The sequence below is a fragment of the Psychrobacter sp. 28M-43 genome (assembly GCF_014770435.1).
Lineage (GTDB): Bacteria > Pseudomonadota > Gammaproteobacteria > Pseudomonadales > Moraxellaceae > Psychrobacter.
Genome location: NZ_CP061739.1, coordinates 257,580 through 276,442, shown reverse-complemented (window position 1 = coordinate 276,442; position 18,863 = coordinate 257,580). Strand labels below are relative to the sequence as shown.

14 protein-coding genes are annotated in these 18,863 nt (G+C 44.7%); 11 read left to right on the top strand and 3 right to left on the bottom strand.

Annotated features, from left to right (window positions below):
* Positions 1-259 precede the first annotated feature (259 nt).
* On the bottom strand, positions 260-574 hold the full coding sequence (gene lptM / locus IEE84_RS01190; RefSeq protein ID WP_057758119.1) for an LPS translocon maturation chaperone LptM: 315 nt from the start codon (positions 572-574) through the stop codon (positions 260-262).
* Positions 575-1,379: 805 nt separating this feature from the next.
* On the opposite strand from lptM, the gene IEE84_RS01185 reads away from it, so the two are divergent.
* The 10 genes from IEE84_RS01185 to tdh all read left to right on the top strand — a co-directional run bounded on the left by IEE84_RS01185 (position 1,380) and on the right by tdh (position 13,046).
* The gene (locus tag IEE84_RS01185; protein WP_191114606.1) at positions 1,380-2,612 is read left to right on the top strand and encodes an acetate/propionate family kinase; all 1,233 of its coding nucleotides are present in this window, start codon (positions 1,380-1,382) and stop codon (positions 2,610-2,612) included.
* Positions 2,613-2,765: 153 nt separating this feature from the next.
* Positions 2,766-4,913, top strand: coding sequence for a phosphate acetyltransferase (gene pta, locus IEE84_RS01180; protein ID WP_191114605.1), 2,148 nt, complete (start codon positions 2,766-2,768; stop codon positions 4,911-4,913).
* Between the two features lie 218 nt (positions 4,914-5,131).
* Complete coding sequence (locus tag IEE84_RS01175; protein WP_191114604.1) at positions 5,132-6,094, top strand: nicotinate-nicotinamide nucleotide adenylyltransferase; 963 nt, start codon at positions 5,132-5,134, stop codon at positions 6,092-6,094.
* Positions 6,095-6,225: 131 nt separating this feature from the next.
* On the top strand, positions 6,226-6,639 hold the full coding sequence (gene rsfS / locus IEE84_RS01170; protein ID WP_057758112.1) for a ribosome silencing factor: 414 nt from the start codon (positions 6,226-6,228) through the stop codon (positions 6,637-6,639).
* Positions 6,640-6,869: 230 nt separating this feature from the next.
* Positions 6,870-7,649 (top strand): MOSC domain-containing protein, encoded by a 780-nt coding sequence (locus IEE84_RS01165; RefSeq protein WP_191114603.1) that lies wholly within the window; start codon positions 6,870-6,872, stop codon positions 7,647-7,649.
* Between the two features lie 157 nt (positions 7,650-7,806).
* Positions 7,807-9,171 (top strand): APC family permease, encoded by a 1,365-nt coding sequence (locus IEE84_RS01160; protein ID WP_191114602.1) that lies wholly within the window; start codon positions 7,807-7,809, stop codon positions 9,169-9,171.
* Positions 9,172-9,278: 107 nt separating this feature from the next.
* Positions 9,279-10,160, top strand: coding sequence for an N-acetylmuramoyl-L-alanine amidase (locus IEE84_RS01155; RefSeq protein ID WP_191114601.1), 882 nt, complete (start codon positions 9,279-9,281; stop codon positions 10,158-10,160).
* Between the two features lie 29 nt (positions 10,161-10,189).
* On the top strand, positions 10,190-10,381 hold the full coding sequence (locus IEE84_RS01150) for a hypothetical protein (RefSeq protein WP_191114600.1): 192 nt from the start codon (positions 10,190-10,192) through the stop codon (positions 10,379-10,381).
* Between the two features lie 383 nt (positions 10,382-10,764).
* Positions 10,765-11,955 carry a glycine C-acetyltransferase gene (kbl, locus tag IEE84_RS01145; protein ID WP_191114599.1) on the top strand — a complete coding sequence of 397 codons (1,191 nt, stop codon included), beginning with the start codon at positions 10,765-10,767 and terminating at the stop codon, positions 11,953-11,955.
* A 65-nt stretch (positions 11,956-12,020) separates the two neighbouring features.
* Entirely contained in the window at positions 12,021-13,046 is a 1,026-nt protein-coding gene (gene tdh / locus IEE84_RS01140; RefSeq protein ID WP_191114598.1) for an L-threonine 3-dehydrogenase, read from the top strand.
* Positions 13,047-13,238: 192 nt separating this feature from the next.
* Here the strand turns inward: tdh and IEE84_RS01135 are convergent, their stop codons facing one another.
* Both IEE84_RS01135 and purL read right to left on the bottom strand, forming a co-directional pair.
* Complete coding sequence (locus IEE84_RS01135) at positions 13,239-13,637, bottom strand: ACT domain-containing protein (RefSeq protein WP_191114597.1); 399 nt, start codon at positions 13,635-13,637, stop codon at positions 13,239-13,241.
* Between the two features lie 216 nt (positions 13,638-13,853).
* Positions 13,854-17,864, bottom strand: a complete 4,011-nt coding sequence (gene purL, locus IEE84_RS01130; protein WP_191114596.1) for a phosphoribosylformylglycinamidine synthase — start codon at positions 17,862-17,864, stop codon at positions 13,854-13,856.
* Positions 17,865-18,347: 483 nt separating this feature from the next.
* On the opposite strand from purL, the gene IEE84_RS01125 reads away from it, so the two are divergent.
* A complete protein-coding gene (locus IEE84_RS01125; RefSeq protein WP_057758090.1) occupies positions 18,348-18,842 on the top strand; it encodes a pyridoxamine 5'-phosphate oxidase family protein in 495 nt (164 codons plus the stop codon).
* Positions 18,843-18,863: the final 21 nt, after the last annotated feature.

Sequence of the window (18,863 nt, the reverse complement as noted above, 5' to 3'; positions counted from 1 at the left end):
CAGTTTGGATAGTAACGGATTCGCCAGTAGCAGAATCGATTAAGTCAGCAGGTAGTTCAGAATGACTCATATAAACATCTCTAATATAATCAGATTATCAAGGGTGAAAATTAAATTTAGGTAGCAAAACTCTAAAGTTATGTAGCCAATCAGGTAGTAAAGAATCGACAGTTAGTTAAACTGTTAATTAAAAAGCACCTAACCGCTATCCATTGGCTCAGCTTAACAACTATTAGCCTAGTAATTAATAGCTTAGCAATTAATAGTCGTTGGGATCAGTACTAGGCTCAGGTAGTACCATTTGCTCTTCTAGGTAGCGGTTTTTTTGATAGTTATCATCGTCGATGCCGGCAAAGGCTGCGTCTTGTGGATGGCTAGTACTATCCAGTACAGACGCACTGCCCTCTATCGTTTGACTACTAGAGTCTGCCAGATATAGATCGCCTTTTTGCCCGCAGCCTGACAATCCTAGCATAACCACACTGCCAATAAATAAAGTGGCGACAGCCTGACGACTGGTACGAGCGAACGAGCTAGCATGCTTGGCTGCTGAGGGGCTGTGTATAGTAGACATATAATAGATAACCTGTGAGCTTACGACGGCATAATGGCGATAGTAAATCGTGATAAATAAAAAACAAATGGACAGCAAAACCAACAGCGAAAGCACTGTCGTTATGACCATTTTAATCATAGCATTATTACATAAAGCTGTACGGATACTGAATATGATTGGTGAATAAATTTGCGTGATGTTGGATATTTTCTAAAACATTAGTCGAATTTTTATAGTAATATCGTCTGCGAGCTTAGATATGAATGTATGACATATGGGTGGCTCGACAATATTTCTTACAATTTCGTGAGTCATAGTTCTGCTATGTAGCCCATACAAGTTATCCACTTATATTTCTACAACTCACTGAATATAATTGATTTATTCCGTATTTAGCCATTTATTAATCACACATTTTAAACCTTGCCCCTGTCGTGGTGTAGAAACAAAAATGTGTTACATTATATTCCCAGTTTGCGGCGGCAATAGGATGCTAGCCTGAGATGCATACGCATTACCTCATAAGCATGGATGCATAGGACTGTCAGAAATAGTAGCCCAAGTATAAACAAAATCGCCAATATGCTTGCTTGATATGATCAGCATAGATATGGCTGATTTTTATTTACTCGACGGTTATCAACTTCATCAATTCCATATAATAATGACATCATGTCTCAGTGAACTTTACTACAGCAGTTGAGATATCAGCGATGTAGCATTTGATGATAATAAAACAGGACGTGGCAATAGACGTCTTTTTTGTATCGAACGAACGATATAATTGATTTGCCCTTTATAAAAACCAATCTAAGGATAGAGTATGAGCGCCAACCTAAGTACCACTTTTGATGATAAGAACAGTGAAACATCAACCCTAACCAGCCCCACTTTAGTCCTCAACTGCGGTTCGTCTTCTATCAAATACGCGTTGATCAGCGATGACAACTCTACTCGTATCACCGGTCTTGCCGAAAACTTAGGTCTCGATACAGCCCGTATCAAACACACCACGCTAAATGGCGATAAGTTAGAGATCTCTATTCCTGGTGGTAGTCACAAACTCGCCTTACAAAAAATTCTAGAGCTACTAGAGCAATATCATTTCATCGCAGTCGGGCACCGCGTGGTACATGGCGGCCGTGAGTACTCTGAAGCGGTTCGCGTTGATCAGCATGCGCTAGAAGAAGTAAAACGCTTAAAGATACTAGCTCCACTACATAACCCTGCAAATGCTTTGGGTATTGAAGCGGTTCAAGCTATTTATCCTGATATCCCACAAGTTGTGGTATTTGATACCGCCTTTCACCAAACTATGCCACCCGTCGCCTTCCGCTATGCGTTGCCAAAATATCTATACGAAGAGCACAAAATCCGTCGTTATGGCTTCCATGGTACGTCTCATGCCTACGTCTCAGAACGTGCTAGCCAGGTTACTGAAGCAAAAGGTCCTCATGGCTGGATTACTGCGCATCTAGGCAATGGTTGCTCAGCAACTGCCGTATATGATGGCAAAAGTCTCGATACCAGCATGGGTCTGACCCCGCTTGAGGGACTGATGATGGGTACACGTAGCGGCGATGTCGACCCAAGCTTACATATGCATCTGAAACGTCAGCTCGGTATTAGTTTGGAAGAAACGGATAAGATGCTAAATAGCGAAAGCGGTCTGCTTGGTATCTCTGGTCTATCAAATGATTTGCGTACTATTGAGCAAGCCGCGAGCGAAGGCCATAAAGATGCACAGCTCGCCATCGAGATGTTCTGCTACCGCGCTGGTAAATACCTCGCCAGCTTAAGCTGTGCACTGCCTGAATTCACTGGCATTGTATTCACAGGTGGTATCGGCGAAAACTCTGTCACGACGCGCGCAAGTATTTTAGCCGTCATGCGTCATTTCGGTATCAAAATGGACGCTGAAAAGAACGCTGGATTGTACGGTGGCCAAGAAGGCAGCTTCCAAGCAGAAGGTAGCAGTGTCGAGCTGTGGGTTATACCAACAGATGAAGAATACCGCATCGCTCAAGAGACTCGTCAAGCATTGAAATTAGTATAAGCCTATTGATTATAATGCCTAGCGCTTATCGTTCTAGACGCTTATAAAAAGCTGAGAACAAATAAGATAAAGCGCTTGGTGTTTTTATACTGCATTTCTCATGCTGCTCAAAATGACTCGACGTCTAAAATAAAATAAATTGTAGGACACATTATGCAAACCATTTTACTTGTTCCCATTAGTCGCGGTATCGGTGTAACATCAGCCGCGCTAGGGCTAATCCGTGCCTTTGATTATAACGGTATCAAAGCGGGCTTTATGAAGCCGTTTTTGCAAGATGATACGCTAGACAAACAACACAGCTTAGACAGCTCAAGCGCATTGACCATGCACGCATTTGGCTTAAATCCGCCTGATTCTATCAGCCGTCAACACGTCGAGCGCATGCTAGGTGATGACAATCTTGATGACTTGATGGAAGAAGTGATTGCCAATTTTCATACGATCGATGATGGTCATGACGTGATTATCTGTGAAGGTCTGGTGCCAACTACTGAGACCTCTTATGCTTCACAAATCAACCGTGCACTTGCCCATGCGCTCGACGCCAAGATTATATTTGTCAGTACCGCTGACATCAGTAAGCCTGCTTATTTAGCAGACAAACTGGATGTCCATGCTCGTGAGTTTGGCGGTGTCATCGATTCACGAACGCTCGGTGTGATATTGATGCGTGTACAAGACGTGCCGAACACCTTTGACAATCAACCTGTCGCACCGGGTGAGGCCGTTGTCAGCTTAGATCCAAACTTCCTGCAAGAGGTTCAACGCTTATCGCCTTCGTTCAATACCGAAGTGTTCCGCCTTATCGGTGTTGTCCCTTTTAGTGACTCGTTGTCTGTGCCGCGCACATGGGATATCGCAACAGAGCTCGATGCAACTTGGCTAAATGTTGGCGAAGCAAAGACACGACGTATCAATCGTATCAGCCTAACCGCTCGTTCAGTGGCGCGCGTCAATGAAGTCTTTAAGCGTGGTACGTTAATGGTCGTGCCCGGCGACCGTGATGACTTACTATTGGCTGCTGGATTGGCCTGTATCAATGGAATTCCATTGGCAGGTCTGGTGTTGACAGGTGGTATCACCCCAAGCGATACAGTTGCTGAGCTTTGGCAATCAGCGCTCAAAACTGGCATCCCTGTCATGAGTGTCGAAAGCGACAGCTACGAGACAGTACAGAGCTTGATGCATATGAGTTCTGAGATTCCAAGTGATGATACAGAACGTGCTGATGAAGTCGCTCGTTATGTGGCAGCGCATTTGGATCTGAGCTGGATTAAAGAATACTTCAGCCGCAATCATGAGCCGCGTCTGTCACCATCAGCGTTTCGCCATCAATTAGTCAAAAAATCACAACACGCCAAAAAACGTATTGTGCTGCCAGAAGGCGCGGAACCACGTACGGTCGAAGCTGCCTGTATCTGTCAAAGTCGTGGTATCGCCAATTGCGTATTACTTGCTAAACGCAGTGACGTTGAGCAAGTAGCCAAAAACCGTGATCTAACGCTACCTGAAGGGTTAGAGATCATCGATCCTGACAATCTAGATATGAGCAAATATATCGCTGCTGTCGTAGATCGTCGTAAAGGCAAAACCACTGCGGAAGTCGCTGCTGAATACCTAAAAGACACGGTCTATCTAGGTACTATCATGCTCCAACTAGACGAAGTCGACGGTCTGGTCTCAGGTGCGATTCATACCACTGCCAATACAGTACGCCCAGCATTCCAGTTGATTAAGACCGCGCCGCAATATTCGCTCGTGTCATCAGTGTTCTTTATGCTACTGCCTGAGCAAGTGGTCGTCTATGGTGATTGTGCGATCAACCCAGACCCTAACGCTGAAGAGCTTGCAGAGATTGCCATTCAATCAGCACAGTCTGCTGCTGCCTTTGGTATCGATCCAAAAGTTGCGATGATCAGCTACTCTACTGGCTCATCAGGCGCAGGCGCGGATGTCGAAAAAGTCGCCCGTGCGACCCAAATCGTTCGCGAGCGCGCACCAGACCTCAAAGTCGACGGCCCACTACAGTATGATGCGGCGTCTGTCATGAGCGTCGGTAAGCAAAAAGCACCTGACTCACCTGTCGCTGGACAAGCCAACGTCTTTATCTTCCCTGACCTCAACACTGGTAACACCACCTATAAAGCAGTACAGCGTAGTGCCAACGTCGTCAGTGTTGGCCCTATGCTACAGGGCTTGAATAAACCCGTGAATGATTTATCACGTGGTGCCTTGGTCGACGATATCGTTTATACCATCGCGTTAACCGCTATCCAAGCGTATAGCGATTTGATTTAATCGCTGTAAGACTCAACCGTTAAAGCCCTATATAAAGCCGACTATCATTATGATGGTCGGTTTTTTATTGGTGCTCTGTGACAGACAGTGGTGACAGATGCTCGTCTGCCCTCTACAATAGCGCTATCATCAAATCATTTAATCTAAAAGGTCAGCTGGTAAAAGAGTAAGGTGCATGAAAGTTTACGTACGCCCTATCTCCTTTTATACATTTATTTATGCCAAATACGAGCAACAGCCCTCAAGAGAAAACACCTGCACCTGCCATTCGTGCCTATCTTGGTGGCTCGTTCGATCCCGTACATAATGGACATTTAGAAGTAGCAATGTCGGTCTATCAGCACCTACTACCAATCGCCAAGCAGCTACAGCGCACACTGCATGTGTCCTTATTACCTAATGCACGCTCGCCATTTAAGACCCAAAGTACAGACCCTAACCATCGTTTAGCGATGTTAAAACTAGCGACGGAAAATACGCTGATACAGATTAATGAGCTGGAGCTGTGGCAAGCGCCGCCTGTCTATACGATCGACAGCGTACGTACATTAAGACAGCGGTATCCTAATGACAGTTTGTTATTTATCATGGGTATGGACAGCGCACATAGTTTGGACAAATGGAAAGATGGATTGCGTCTCACTGACTATGTCAATTTATGGGTATTTAATCGTCAGAGCAGTACCGATGTGAGCGATGGCATTAGCCGAAAATTTTCTGATAGTATTATATCTTCTGAAAACCATACAGCGACCGTACAAGATATTGCTACTCTACAATCGCAATTGCCGTTGTCATTGCAGCCCCATATAACAGACTCACCTATAGAGCTATTAACTCCACCTATTCATCACTCGACAAATAGCTTAAACTCAAATAACACTGATCCGACTAGCCCTGACCCAAATAACACTGACTTGAAAAACGCCATTCAAGGACGCATTTATATAGATCCTCGGCCCATTACTGCAGTATCAAGCACACAAATACGTGAACAACTACAGAAACTAGACGATCAAACAAATAAAATGCCAGTCGCTCAACGGCAAATCGCATCTATAGCATCAATAAATGATATCATTAGCAATACTGAATCTAATCCATTAGCTAAATGGCTAAATCCTGCTGTTTATCAATATATTATCGCCCATCAGCTATATTCTGCTGCTCAATTCCGTTAAAATCGCCTTATCTATGTCATTTTTCCTATCCTGTCTCTATGCGTGACTGACAACATATGATCAGTCGGATAAGACAAATTGACGTTTTACCCCTTTATTTTACATATTTACGATTCAAGAGATTAAAATTTATGACCAACACCATGACTGCAGAACGCCTAACAGAATGCTTGACCCTAGTACAAAGCGCTCTAGATGATATGAAAGCAAAGAACATCACTGTAATGAATGTAGAAGAGTTGACTGACGTAACAGAGCGCATCATCATCGCTGATGGTACCTCAAAGCGTCATGTACGTGCGATGGCTGATAGCGTCGGCGCTGAAGCTAAGCAAGCTGGTTTTATGCCACTTGGTCGTGAAGGCGGCATCGACTCTGATTGGACGTTGATCGATTTGGGCGCAGTTGTCGTCCACATGATGACGCCGCAAGCACGTGAGTTTTATGACCTAGAAGGCCTATGGTCATCACCTGAGCAGTTGGCTGAGCTAGTTGCTACGCCTCGCGAAAAGAAAACTGCGGGCCGTCGTAACAAAAACAAATAAGCTTGTCAGTGACGATATTCGTTCAAAATTAAGAAACGCTCCACCAAAAAGACCAGAATACTTATTCTGGTCTTTTTTTATGTAAATTTTATGGTGATGAACCAGTATAATCAGATACATATCATTGAGTACAGATAAGCTCATTTCATATTAGTATTTATTAGCCGCTAAAATTAAACCGCCAAAGTTAAGCCGCCTTCGCCTATTCATTCTACTTATTAGGAAACCATATGAGCGCAGAATCGAACACGTCATCACCTGAGCAAACCTTAACAGACTTTAACCAAGACTTGCCCCTACATATCGCTACCCTCACTTGTGTTCGCGCTGGTAAGTCTATGCCATTTGCTCGTGAAGAAATGAGCGCCATTGATAAAGCACCTATCAAATCTCCTGTTGCCGTCAACTTTATGGGCTTAACCACTGATGAACAGGCTGACCGTAAGCATCATGGTGGCCCATTTAAGGCCGTGCATCAACTAGCGCCTGCGACGTATGAAAAAATCAATGCAGAGTTCGGTTTAAAGGTTCGCGTCGGTACGCTAGGAGAAAACCTTACGACTGAAGCCGTTAATGGTTTGCCTGAAATGACCGAATCTACGGTTTGTATTGGTGATATTTTTCAATATGGTGGACATTTTGAAAACGGTCAAGACACTAGTAATGATGATGCTAGCGTTCAGTTACGTATCGTCCAGCCGCGACGCCCCTGCTACAAAATCAACGACCAAATTGGCCAATTTACCAAAGTACCAAATATCGCGGCATGGGTCAGCAAGCAAGGTATCTCTGGCTGGTATTTCCAAGTTGTACGTGATGGCATTATAGACGCTGACTTACCCGTAAATTTGATTAAGCGCCCTTATCCGTTTGCGACATTAGAGACGTTATGGCAACTGGCAAACTCAAAAGAAAAGTTTGATGCTAATGTGATTGAACCTTGGCTCGCGATTGACTGTCTAGAGGACAGTTGGAAAAAGGTTCTGGCTAAAAAAATCCAACAGGATTGAAAAGGTAACACTCAACAAAAACCTTTAATATGACTTTTCTATTTATAAAAGATAGCCACTACCCTGCGTAATGGCGTCACAAGGTTTTTCATGTTCTATGTCAGTTCCGTAATAAACACTCTCTTCTTCTCCATCTTTGATCGTGAAGGAGCACTCCATGAGTGAAAAGACAGAAAGTATCAGCTACCTACAAGCGATAGCGATTAGCGTCGGTGCGATTATCGGCTGGGGTGCTTATGTCATGCCAGGCGATTTGTTTTTACCGCAATCACAGCTATTAGGCTCTTCTGTCGCTATTATTATCGGTACTTTAGCCATCTATATGGTTGCACGTGCCTATATTAATTTGCTGACCCAAACGCCAGAGAACGAGTCAGGCGGCATCTATTGGATTGAAAAATACATCAATCGCAAACATGCCTATATTTATGGTTGGGGCGTCACGATAGGCTATATTTCTATTATCGCGCTCAATATATCAGCCGTTGCTTTGCTACTGCGCTATCTGTTACCTAGCGGCTTACAATTAGGCTATCTGTATACGATTGCTGGTTGGGAAGTCTACGCCAGTGAAGTGTTCTTATGCAGCGCGGCTATTGTTTTGTTCAGTTATATCAACCTAAAAGGCGTACGAGTCGGCGCAAAAATCCAACTCTATATCGCCCTCTTTATGATTCTATCAGTCACCGCGCTGTTTTTTGCATCGCTTTGGATGACACCAACGACCCAAACGTTTTTGCCAACTGATATGTCTAGCAGTTCTATCACCAGTCTGGCATGGTTACCTATCTTGGCCGTTATGCCGTGGGCGTATGTCGGTTTTGAGACCACACCGCAGATTTCAAAAGCCATCAGCGATTCAAAAACCAAGACCAAAAGTATTATCCTAATTTCACTCATCGCCGGTGTATTGTTTTACTTTTTAATCAACTACTTTACCGCGCTAAACATGAGCTTTGACTATCAAGCGATCAAAGACAGCCACTGGGCGACAGGTGAAGGCATAGACAATCGGATTGGTAGCATCGGCATTTGGCTACTCTCGATCGCTATGATTGGCTCGATAATGAGCGGTATCAATGGCTTTATATTGTCATCGGTCAAGCTCTTAGAGTCTATGGGCGACACGTCATTATTGCCTAGCGTATTTACCGATAAACACAACCAATTTAGTAAGCAAAAAACCGTTATGTTGATATGCTTGGTATGCCTACTCTCTCCTTGGCTAGGTAGAAACTATCTACTCGATATCGTGACAATGGCGTCCTTGGGTATAACCGTTGGCTTTGCTTATGTCACGACCGCCGACCTCATCAATGAGCGAAAAAAGAAACAGGCAGGTCTGCTAAATTATCTCTCTGTATTAATTAGTGTGGTCTTTATATCGCTATTGCTACTACCATTTTCACCAGCAGCGCTGTCGTTCAATGCTTATGTCTTGCTAGGATTTTTTATTCTGCTTGGGGCAATTGGTTATAAAAAAATCGCAGTTAATCCTAATGTTAATCCTGACATTAATTAACGGCAAGTAGCATTTACCTGTCGAGAGAGATAGACACCAATAGCATCAAACGCAAACGCAAACGCAAACGAAGCTATAACCGCAACTATTCCCACACAGAGCATTTCATGGCAAAAAACATTTCCTCGATTGCATTGGCATCAGTATTAATATCATCCTCTATGCTATTGCTCGTGGGCTGCGTATCAACGACAGCACCGCGTTATATCATCGACAGCGATAGCTACCAAGCCACGGGCAAAAGCGAGCGCATTAAAACCATCGTCTTGCACTATACCGTCTCGGATAATGAGCGCTCGATAAAGACATTGACCACGGGCAATGTGAGCGCGCACTATCTAGTATTAGACAATGATGACAATAAAATCTATAACTTAGTGCCTGAGAGCGAGCGCGCATGGCATGCAGGTGATGGTGGCTTTGCAGGACGGACGATATTAAACGATACCTCTATCGGTATCGAGATCGTCAATAGCGGTATCAAGCCTGAATATCGAGACGCGCTGAAAAATGGCACGCTCGACTATCACCCTTATGAGCACTATGTGGCATTTGATGAGTTGCAGATTAAAAAAGTCGCACAACTGGTGCAAGATATCGCCACGCGCTATGACATCTCACCAAAGAATATCATCGGTCACTCCGATATGGCACCCTCGCGCAAGATAGACCCCGGTGCAAAGTTCCCGTGGGAGCGACTGTATTTCGATTACAGTATTGGCGCTTGGTATGATGAGTTTGATAAGCAGTTCTTTATGAATCAAAATGGATTTGCGTCGGCAACGGTACCTGAAATCAAGCAAGCGTTTCGCAAGTATGGCTATCAAATCAACGATACTGATACGTGGGACAAAGCCAGTCGCGATGTCGTCTATGCATTTCAGCTGCATTTCAGAGCGCAGCAGCCAACGGGTAATATGGATAGCGAGACCTATGCGATATTGCAGGCACTAAATAAGAAGTATGCTGGTCGGGATGATTTTTATTGAAGAATACAGACTATCAGGAGACATAAGCCATGAATAACTCTCAAAAAAATGAGCAAGACGATCTACAAAAGTATCTAGAAGAAAAAGCCAAGCAAGAGCAGGAAAAGGAAGGGGAACAAGAGCCTGAGCCACTTTCTGCCTATGATGCTTGTGTGCTAAAGGAAAGCGCCAAGATTCATGACTTAATCGCTGAGGCTCAGAAGCGTCCCAAAGATGACTAACTGGATAGACGGTACTTAGCAATCAAGATTATATAAATGCGCAAGTTGATGTCTTATGTTTTGAGACATAGCTAAGCCGCTATGAGACCAACACTACAACTAAACAACGCTATATCACTTTATAAAAGAAGGCCTATCTACCAACTATTTAGGCTATTTATTGAGATAGGCTAATGATAAAATCACCGCTCACAGGGTTATAGATAGTATCACTGCTCGCACCATCTCATTGGCTTCCTGCATTGTTGGTTTTATCATTGGTTTTAATGATGGCTAAGATGATGTGCAAATTTGATAGCTTGGCTTTGATAGCCTAGTTCTATGACCAGTCCCAATATCTTTATTATCAAACGAACACCAATAATACTAAAAAAGGAATATTTATGTATCAAGCCTTTCAAAAACACCTACAACAAGAAATCAGTGATATACGCGCGGCAGGCCTGTATAAAAACGAGCGCGTTATCACCTCTCCGCAAGACGCGCTCATCAAGATCGCCGATGGCCGTGAGATGCTTAACTTCTGTGCCAATAATTATCTTGGATTGTCTGACCATCCTGAGATTAAAAAGGCGGCGATCCAAGCCATCGAAAACTCAGGTTATGGCATGTCATCGGTGCGTTTTATTTGTGGTACGCAAGATTTGCATAAGCAATTAGAGGCGGCGATTTCTAAGTTTTTTAATACTGAAGATACCATTCTTTATGCGGCCTGTTTCGATGCCAATGGCGGTGCCTTTGAGCCACTGCTGACCAGCGAAGATGCCATTATTTCTGATTCGCTAAATCATGCCTCGATCATCGATGGTGTACGCCTGTGTAAAGCCGCGCGTTATCGCTACGCCAATGCAGATATGCAAGATTTAGAAACGCAATTGCAAGCGGCGCAAGCACAGCGTTTTCGTTTGATTGTCACCGATGGTGTGTTTTCAATGGACGGTAACGTAGCGCCAATGGATGAGATTTATGCGTTGGCACAAAAATATGATGCCATGGTCATGATTGACGAGTCGCATTCAGCAGGCGTGGTCGGTCGCACTGGTGGCGGCGTGACTGAATTGTTTGATCTACGTGGTGACATTGAGCTGATCACGGGTACTTTAGGCAAGGCGTTTGGCGGTGCTATTGGCGGCTTTACGACAGGTAAAAAAGAAATCATAGAGATGTTGCGTCAACGCTCACGCCCGTATCTGTTTTCAAACTCTATTCCTCCTATGGTGGCGGCCGCTGGGGTAAAAGCGTTTGAGATGCTGTCGCAAGACAATACCTTACAAGACCAATTGCATGAAAATACCGCCTATTTTGTGAAGAAAATGCAAGATGCAGGCTTCGATATCAAGCCTACCGAATCGGCCATTTGTGCAGTGATGCTCTATGACGCCAATGTCTCGCAGCAAATGGCAGACGCACTGCTTGAAGAAGGCATTTATGTGATTGGCTTCTTCTATCCTGTCGTGCCCAAAAATGAGGCTCGCATTCGTGTGCAGCTCTCTGCTGCCCATACTCGCGAGCAGCTCGACCAGTGTATCGCCGCCTTTATCAAAGTCGCCAAGCAAATGAAGGTGATTGATTAAGCGTCGTTCGGATTTACTCGCTGAATTCAATAATTAAGTACAACGCAACTAAATAAGAGAAAAGTATGAAAGCACTGGTTAAAGCTCATGCCGAAAAAGGCATCTGGATGCAAGACATGCCAGAACCTACGGTCGGCATCAATGACGTTAAAATTAAGATTAAAAAAACCGCCATCTGTGGCACAGACTTGCACATTTATAAGTGGGATGAGTGGTCACAAAAGACCATAAAAACGCCAATGATTATCGGACATGAATACGTCGGTGTCATTAGTGAAATGGGCGATGGCGTCAAGCATCTTGAAGTAGGTGACCGAGTCACTGGCGAAGGACACATCGCTTGCGGGCATTGCCGTAACTGCCGCCGTGGTAAGCTACATGTGTGCGAAAATACCATCGGCGTGGGCGTCGATCGTGATGGCGCGTTTGCCGAATATTTGGTGATACCTGCCGACAATGTCATCAAACTCGATGAGCGTATCAGCGATGAGATGGCAGCCATTATGGACCCCTTTGGCAATGCGACTCATACTGCCCTTTCATTTCCTGTCCTTGGTGAAGATGTGCTAATCACAGGTGCAGGACTGATTGGTTCCATGGCAACAGCGATTTGCCGCTTTGCCGGAGCGCGTAATATTGTAGTCAGTGATATTAGTGATTATCGCCTAGAGCTTGCCAAAAAAATGGGCGCGACGATGACTATCAACCCAGCCAAGGGTGAAACCATCGAAGGCGCTATCGACACCTTGAAAATGCATGGCTTTGACATTGGGCTTGAGATGTCAGGCTCGCCTCAGGCCTTTGATTCGATGATTAGTAATATGTATAACGGTTCTAAAATTGCGCTCTTGGGTATTTTACCTAACACCACTACGGTGGATTGGAGCAAGATTATTTTTAAGGCGTTAACCCTAAAAGGTATCTATGGGCGTGAGATGTGGGAGACGTGGTATCAGATGGAGCAGATGCTGATTAGCGGTATTGATTTGACACCAATCATTACCCATCGCATGCACATTGATGACTTCCAAGAAGGCTTTGATATCATGGAAAGTGGGCAATGCGGTAAGGTGATTTTAAGCTGGGATTGATTTTGACGATTCAGCATTTCAGGAATCGTAGTTAGCTTTTACATTGTCACGACTTATAAAACGGCACTGATTTCAGTGCCGTTTTTTTGGATGTTAAGAAGTGATGAGATTCATAAGTTGATCGCTAATGCTAAAAAATTTTGAAATATACATAGTTCGGTAAAAACATATTAGCTTTCATTTTTAAAAACTTTATATATTACTCAACTCTTTTAACGCTGATAGTGCCTGCTCCGCCTTATCATTCGACACAAATATATGGTCATGATAATAGGCAGCGATCACATTGGCACTGATACCCTTTGAGGTCAGCTTGGTTGCTATTGCTGCGGTTAGACCTACCGCTTCTAGGCTTGAATGCACAGTCAAAGTGATTTGTCGAAACACGCCCTCATACTGTAAACCTGCCTCGTCAGCTTTGTCTTTTGTTAGCACCAAAGTCAGCCCTTCTGGCTCTACAAACGTCGCGATTGGTGCTAAGTTTACGTATTCTGCTAGTTCCCCTTTTACAGTACAAAACACAAATAATTCATCAACCAGTGCTGGCTGCATCGAACTCAATAGCTCATTGACATCTGTGATTCCTGACATTTTATTCTTCCTTATTTTGCTTATTTTCAGTCTTTGTTCACTGTAATCTTAGCATGGGTGTCATTACCTATACTCGTGAAAACACGATATAAACACTAACCCTCATTTCCAAACACTTAACTCTTAAACACAAAAAAGGTGAGCCTAAGCCCACCTTTTTATTTTAAACAACAGCTATCTCAAACTATAAGCAATTACTAGAGGTCTGAGTAGCGACTAGCGCAACCAAGCGCGAGCGTTACGGAACATACGCATCCACGCGCCGTCCTCATCCCACTCTTCTGGTTTCCAGCTGTGGTTATAGGCTTTTAGGTTACGCTCAGGATGCGGCATCATGATAGTGACGCGACCATCGGTGCTACATAGACCCGTGACACCACCGAGCGAACCGTTTGGATTGAGCGGATACGTCTCAGTTGGATGACCTTGGCTATCGACATAACGCATCGCAAGCTGACCGTGTTTTGCCATACCGTCGATTTCTGTGTTGTCTAGCGTGGCGTAACCTTCACCATGCGCCACAGCGATTGGCAAGATACTGTCTTGCATCCCTTTGAACAGGATAGACTTGGTACGCTCAACTTTTACGTTGACGGTACGCGCTTCAAAACGAGCTGATTTGTTCGCGACGAAACGTGGGAAGTTTTCTGCACCTGGGATGAGGTCTTTTAACTGAGCCATCATCTGACAGCCGTTACAGACACCTAGTGAGAAGGTATCAGGACGGGCAAAGAAGCGGACAAACTGCATGCGTAGCTCGTCATGGAACAAGATAGAGTTCGCCCAGCCAGAGCCAGCGCCGAGTACGTCACCATAACTAAAGCCACCACAAGCGACCAAACCGTCGAAGTCACGTAGATTGATGCGACCACTGAGTAGATCACTCATGTGTACATCGACCGCTTCAAAGCCAGCTTGGGTAAAGCCTGCTGCCATCTCTGTCTGACCATTGACGCCTTGCTCACGCAAGATAGCGACTCTTGGCTTATTCTCGCGGCTTGCCAAGTATGGCTCTTCAACTTTCTGATTCAAATCAAAGTTTGGCGCAGCGATAAGACCTTTATGGCTAGCGTCGCTAATCAAGTCATACTCTTGCTGTACGCACGCTGGATTATCACGGCGACGCGCGATTTGATAGCTGACCTGCGTCCATGCTTGCTGTAATTCAGCACGGCTAAAGCGTAAGGTGTCGTCACCCATAAGCATTGGCGTTTGAATTAGTAAGCTGTCTTCTTCAGAGCTTTGACCAACGAGGCTGAGCATATCAGCAACGTTAAACTCTTCTGCCAATTGCATTAAAGCCGCGACGTTTTCTGGTAATACTTGGATAACCGCACCTAGCTCTTCACTGAACAGTTGACCAAGTAAGTTGTCATCATTTAATGACAGCTTGATACCCTGACGGCTGGTAAACTGCATTTCTGCGATAGTTGCCAACAGACCGCCATCACCGATATCGTGATAAGCGCTGATGACGCCTTGCTCATTACCCGCTTGGATAAAGTTAAAGAAGTCGACCAAATCACTTGGCTGCGCTAAATCTGGGCAGTCGTTGCCTAGTTGGCTAAGCGTTTGCGCAAGGATTGAACCGCCTAAACGCAATTTACCTTTTGACAAGTCAATACGGTAGAACGCGCTATCGCCATTGATTAGCTCAGGGGTTAGCGTTTTTGCGACGTCAACGACAGGGGCAAACGCAGTTACGACCAAACTCATTGGCGACACAACTGACTTATCTTTATTTTCACCATTCTCGTTATCAGTCCAATTGGCACGCATAGATAAGGAGTCTTTACCAACAGGGATAGCGATACCGAGTGCTGGGCATAGCTCTTCGCCGATTGCGTGTACCGCATCGAACAATGCAGCATCTTCTACATCATCACCACACGCGGCCATCCAGTTCGCTGACATCGTAATATCAGACAATTGAGCGATACGCGCACCAGCGATGTTAGTAATCGCTTCACCGACCGCTAGACGCGCCGAGGCTTTTGGACTGATAAGCGCAACAGGCGTACGCTCGCCGACACTCATGGCTTCGCCAGTCATTGGCTGACCATCTAATGCCACCAAGCCAGAAGCAGTCACCGCACAATCTGATACAGGTACTTGATAGCGACCCACATACTGATCACGCACGACCATACCCGTGATAGAACGGTCACCAATGCTAATCAAGAATGATTTGCTAGCCACCGTTGGGTGACGCAATACATCGGTGATTGATTCAGCTAGATTCACATCGCCAAGCTCTAATGCTGGTAATGTGCTCTCGGTACGCTCAAAGCTACGTTGCATCTTTGGTGTACCGCCGAGCAGTACTTGCATCGGCATATCGACTGGTTGCTCAGTTAATAGCTCATCATCAACGATTAACTGACGAATATCGGTTGCCTCGCCCAAGATGGCATATGGGCAGCGCTCACGGGCACAGATCGCATCGAACTGATCTTTGCTCTCTGGGCGAATCGCCAGCACATAACGCTCTTGCGCCTCGTTTGACCAGATAGCCATTGGTGACATGCCAGCTTCTAACGATGGGATCTTACGCAAGTTCAGATGCGCGCCCATTTCATGATCATTGACCAGTTCTGGCATCGCGTTAGACAAACCACCTGCCCCTACATCATGTAGTGAGACAATTGGGTTGCCGTCTTTACTGTTATTACTTACATCGACATCATCGCCCGCTAGTGCCCAGCAGCGATCAAGGACTTCTTGGCAACGACGCTCCATCTCAGCGTTATCGCGCTGAACTGAGGCAAAGTCTAAGCCTTCATCAAGGTCACCACTATCGACTGACGATGCTGCACCGCCGCCCAGACCGATTTGCATCGCAGGGCCACCAAGGACGATGAGCAAATCGCCTTTTCGAATCGCATTTTTTTCAATCAGGTTGCGTTTGATATTGCCGTAACCACCTGCCAACATGATTGGCTTATGATAGCCGCGCATCTCGCTACCGTCTTTTGCGGCAGAAGTATCTAGCTGAAAACTACGGAAGTAACCGCATAGATTTGGACGACCAAACTCGTTTGAGAAGTTGGCTGAGCCTAGTGGCGCTTCGGTCATGATCTCAAGGCTGGTTGCCATACGATCCGGCGTACCATAATCCTGCGTGCTCAATTGACCTGACTGCTCCCACTTTTCGCTAAGCTCTGGGATATGCAGATGTGATACGTGGAATCCTGTTAGACCCGCTTTTGGCTTACCGCCACGACCAGTCGCACCTTCGTCACGAATCTCACCGCCAGCACCTGTAGCCGCACCAGAATAAGGGGCAATTGCTGTTGGGTGATTGTGCGTCTCAACTTTCATTAAGATATCGATGTTTTCTTGATGAAAGTCGTAAGGATGGATTGAATTGGCATCCATCGCGTCGGTTGGGATAGGATAAAAACGCATACCGTCAGACCCTGCCATCACCGCAGCATTGTCTTTATACGCTGACAAGATACCTTGTGGGTTCGACTGGTACGTGTTTTTAATCATTTGGAACAGTGATTTTGGCTGCACTTCACCATCAACTGTCCACTGAGCATTGAAAATCTTATGACGGCAATGCTCTGAGTTGGCCTGTGCAAACATCATCAGCTCAACGTCAGTTGGATTACGCTTTAGCTCATTGACATAGGCATTCATCAAATAGTCAATGTCTTCACTTGATAACGCAAAGCCAAATTCTGTATTAGCTGATTCTAGTGCTGACTGACCTTGTCCGATCACATCAACATAGTTCAATGAGGCTGGCGCTTGATCGTCAAACAATTTGCTGACATCGCTCAAGTCATAAACCAAGCTCTGAGTCATACGGTCAAACAATAACTGCTCAGCGTCTACTGGTAGTTTTTCGCCTGCGTCACTGTCTATTTTTTCATCGAGGGTTAACGTATAAACAACGACACGCTCAACGCGGTTGATCTCGATTTCACAGTTATTAAAGATATCTGTTGCTTTACTTGCCCATGGCGATATCGTACCAAAACGTGGCCCAACGATGACTTGTAGTTGGTTGTCTTGCGGCGCATTTAGCGTTGCTGACTGGTCAACCGCCAGTAGATCTAGCGCTTTTTTATGTTCATCACCAGATAGCTCTCGTGATAGCACATACACTTGCTGAGTACTTATTTGACTGACATTTAGCTCGGTTTTTTGCTGAAACTGACTGATGAGTTGCTGCGTCTGAAAATCGGTAAGAAACGGTTGTCCGGCGATGGTCATCATAAAGGCATAATCCGTAAGATCAAGGCATCTCTGCCATGCTAAGTAAATGGTCTGGGTATTATAACAAGAAGACCTGTAATAAGCAGGTCTAAACCGAGATAAATTGCTGATAAGTTGCGTTCTATCGCGACTTACTATTTGTGAATCGATAATTCAAAGAAGTATCTTTTATAAGTCGTTTTTGAATTATCCATCGAAAAATAGAACGCTCAAATCTACGCTGTCACAATTTTTACCTAACCTTCATATTCCTTACAAACACTCACATCGCATTACTGGGAACCTATATAAATGTAGGGTGACAACTCGGTATTCTAGTCTCAGTTGTTAAGGCGACGATAACGTTTAACTTTTAGATTTATTTAATGGTTAGACATATCTAGCCTAAAGAAAAATTACTATAAATAATCAACTGTTCAATTCGGCTAATTAAAACAACGCTATATAAGCCCAATTAAAACACTATAAAAAAGGAAATTTATTATGAGTAGACAAGACCATATCGATAAAGTACAAGAACTGGTAAAAGAAGTAAAATTTGCCATGATGACCACTCGTACTCATGAAGGCCATTTACATGCCTGCCCAATGACCACTAGCGAGACGAGCATTGGTGCAAAAGAAATTTGGTTTATTGGCGATAAAACCACTGAAACCATCAAAGATATTGAAAAAGACCCACAAGTGAACTTGGCCTATGTCAGTCAAGATTCAAAAGACTATGTCTCAATCAACGGTAAAGCAGAGTTGGTCGAAGACCAAGAGAAGTTAGACGAGCTATGGTCGCCAATTTACAATGCGTTTTATGAGCAAGGTAAAGAAGATCCAAATGTACAGTTAATCAAAGTCGTCCCACACGGTGCAGAGTACTGGCTAAGCGGTAGCTCAGTAGTCAATATGTTTAAGATGACCACTGCTGCAGTAATGGACGGTAAGAAAGCGACCAACTTAGGCGAAAACAACTCAGTAACGCTATAATTTATCTGCATTTAAGCAGTA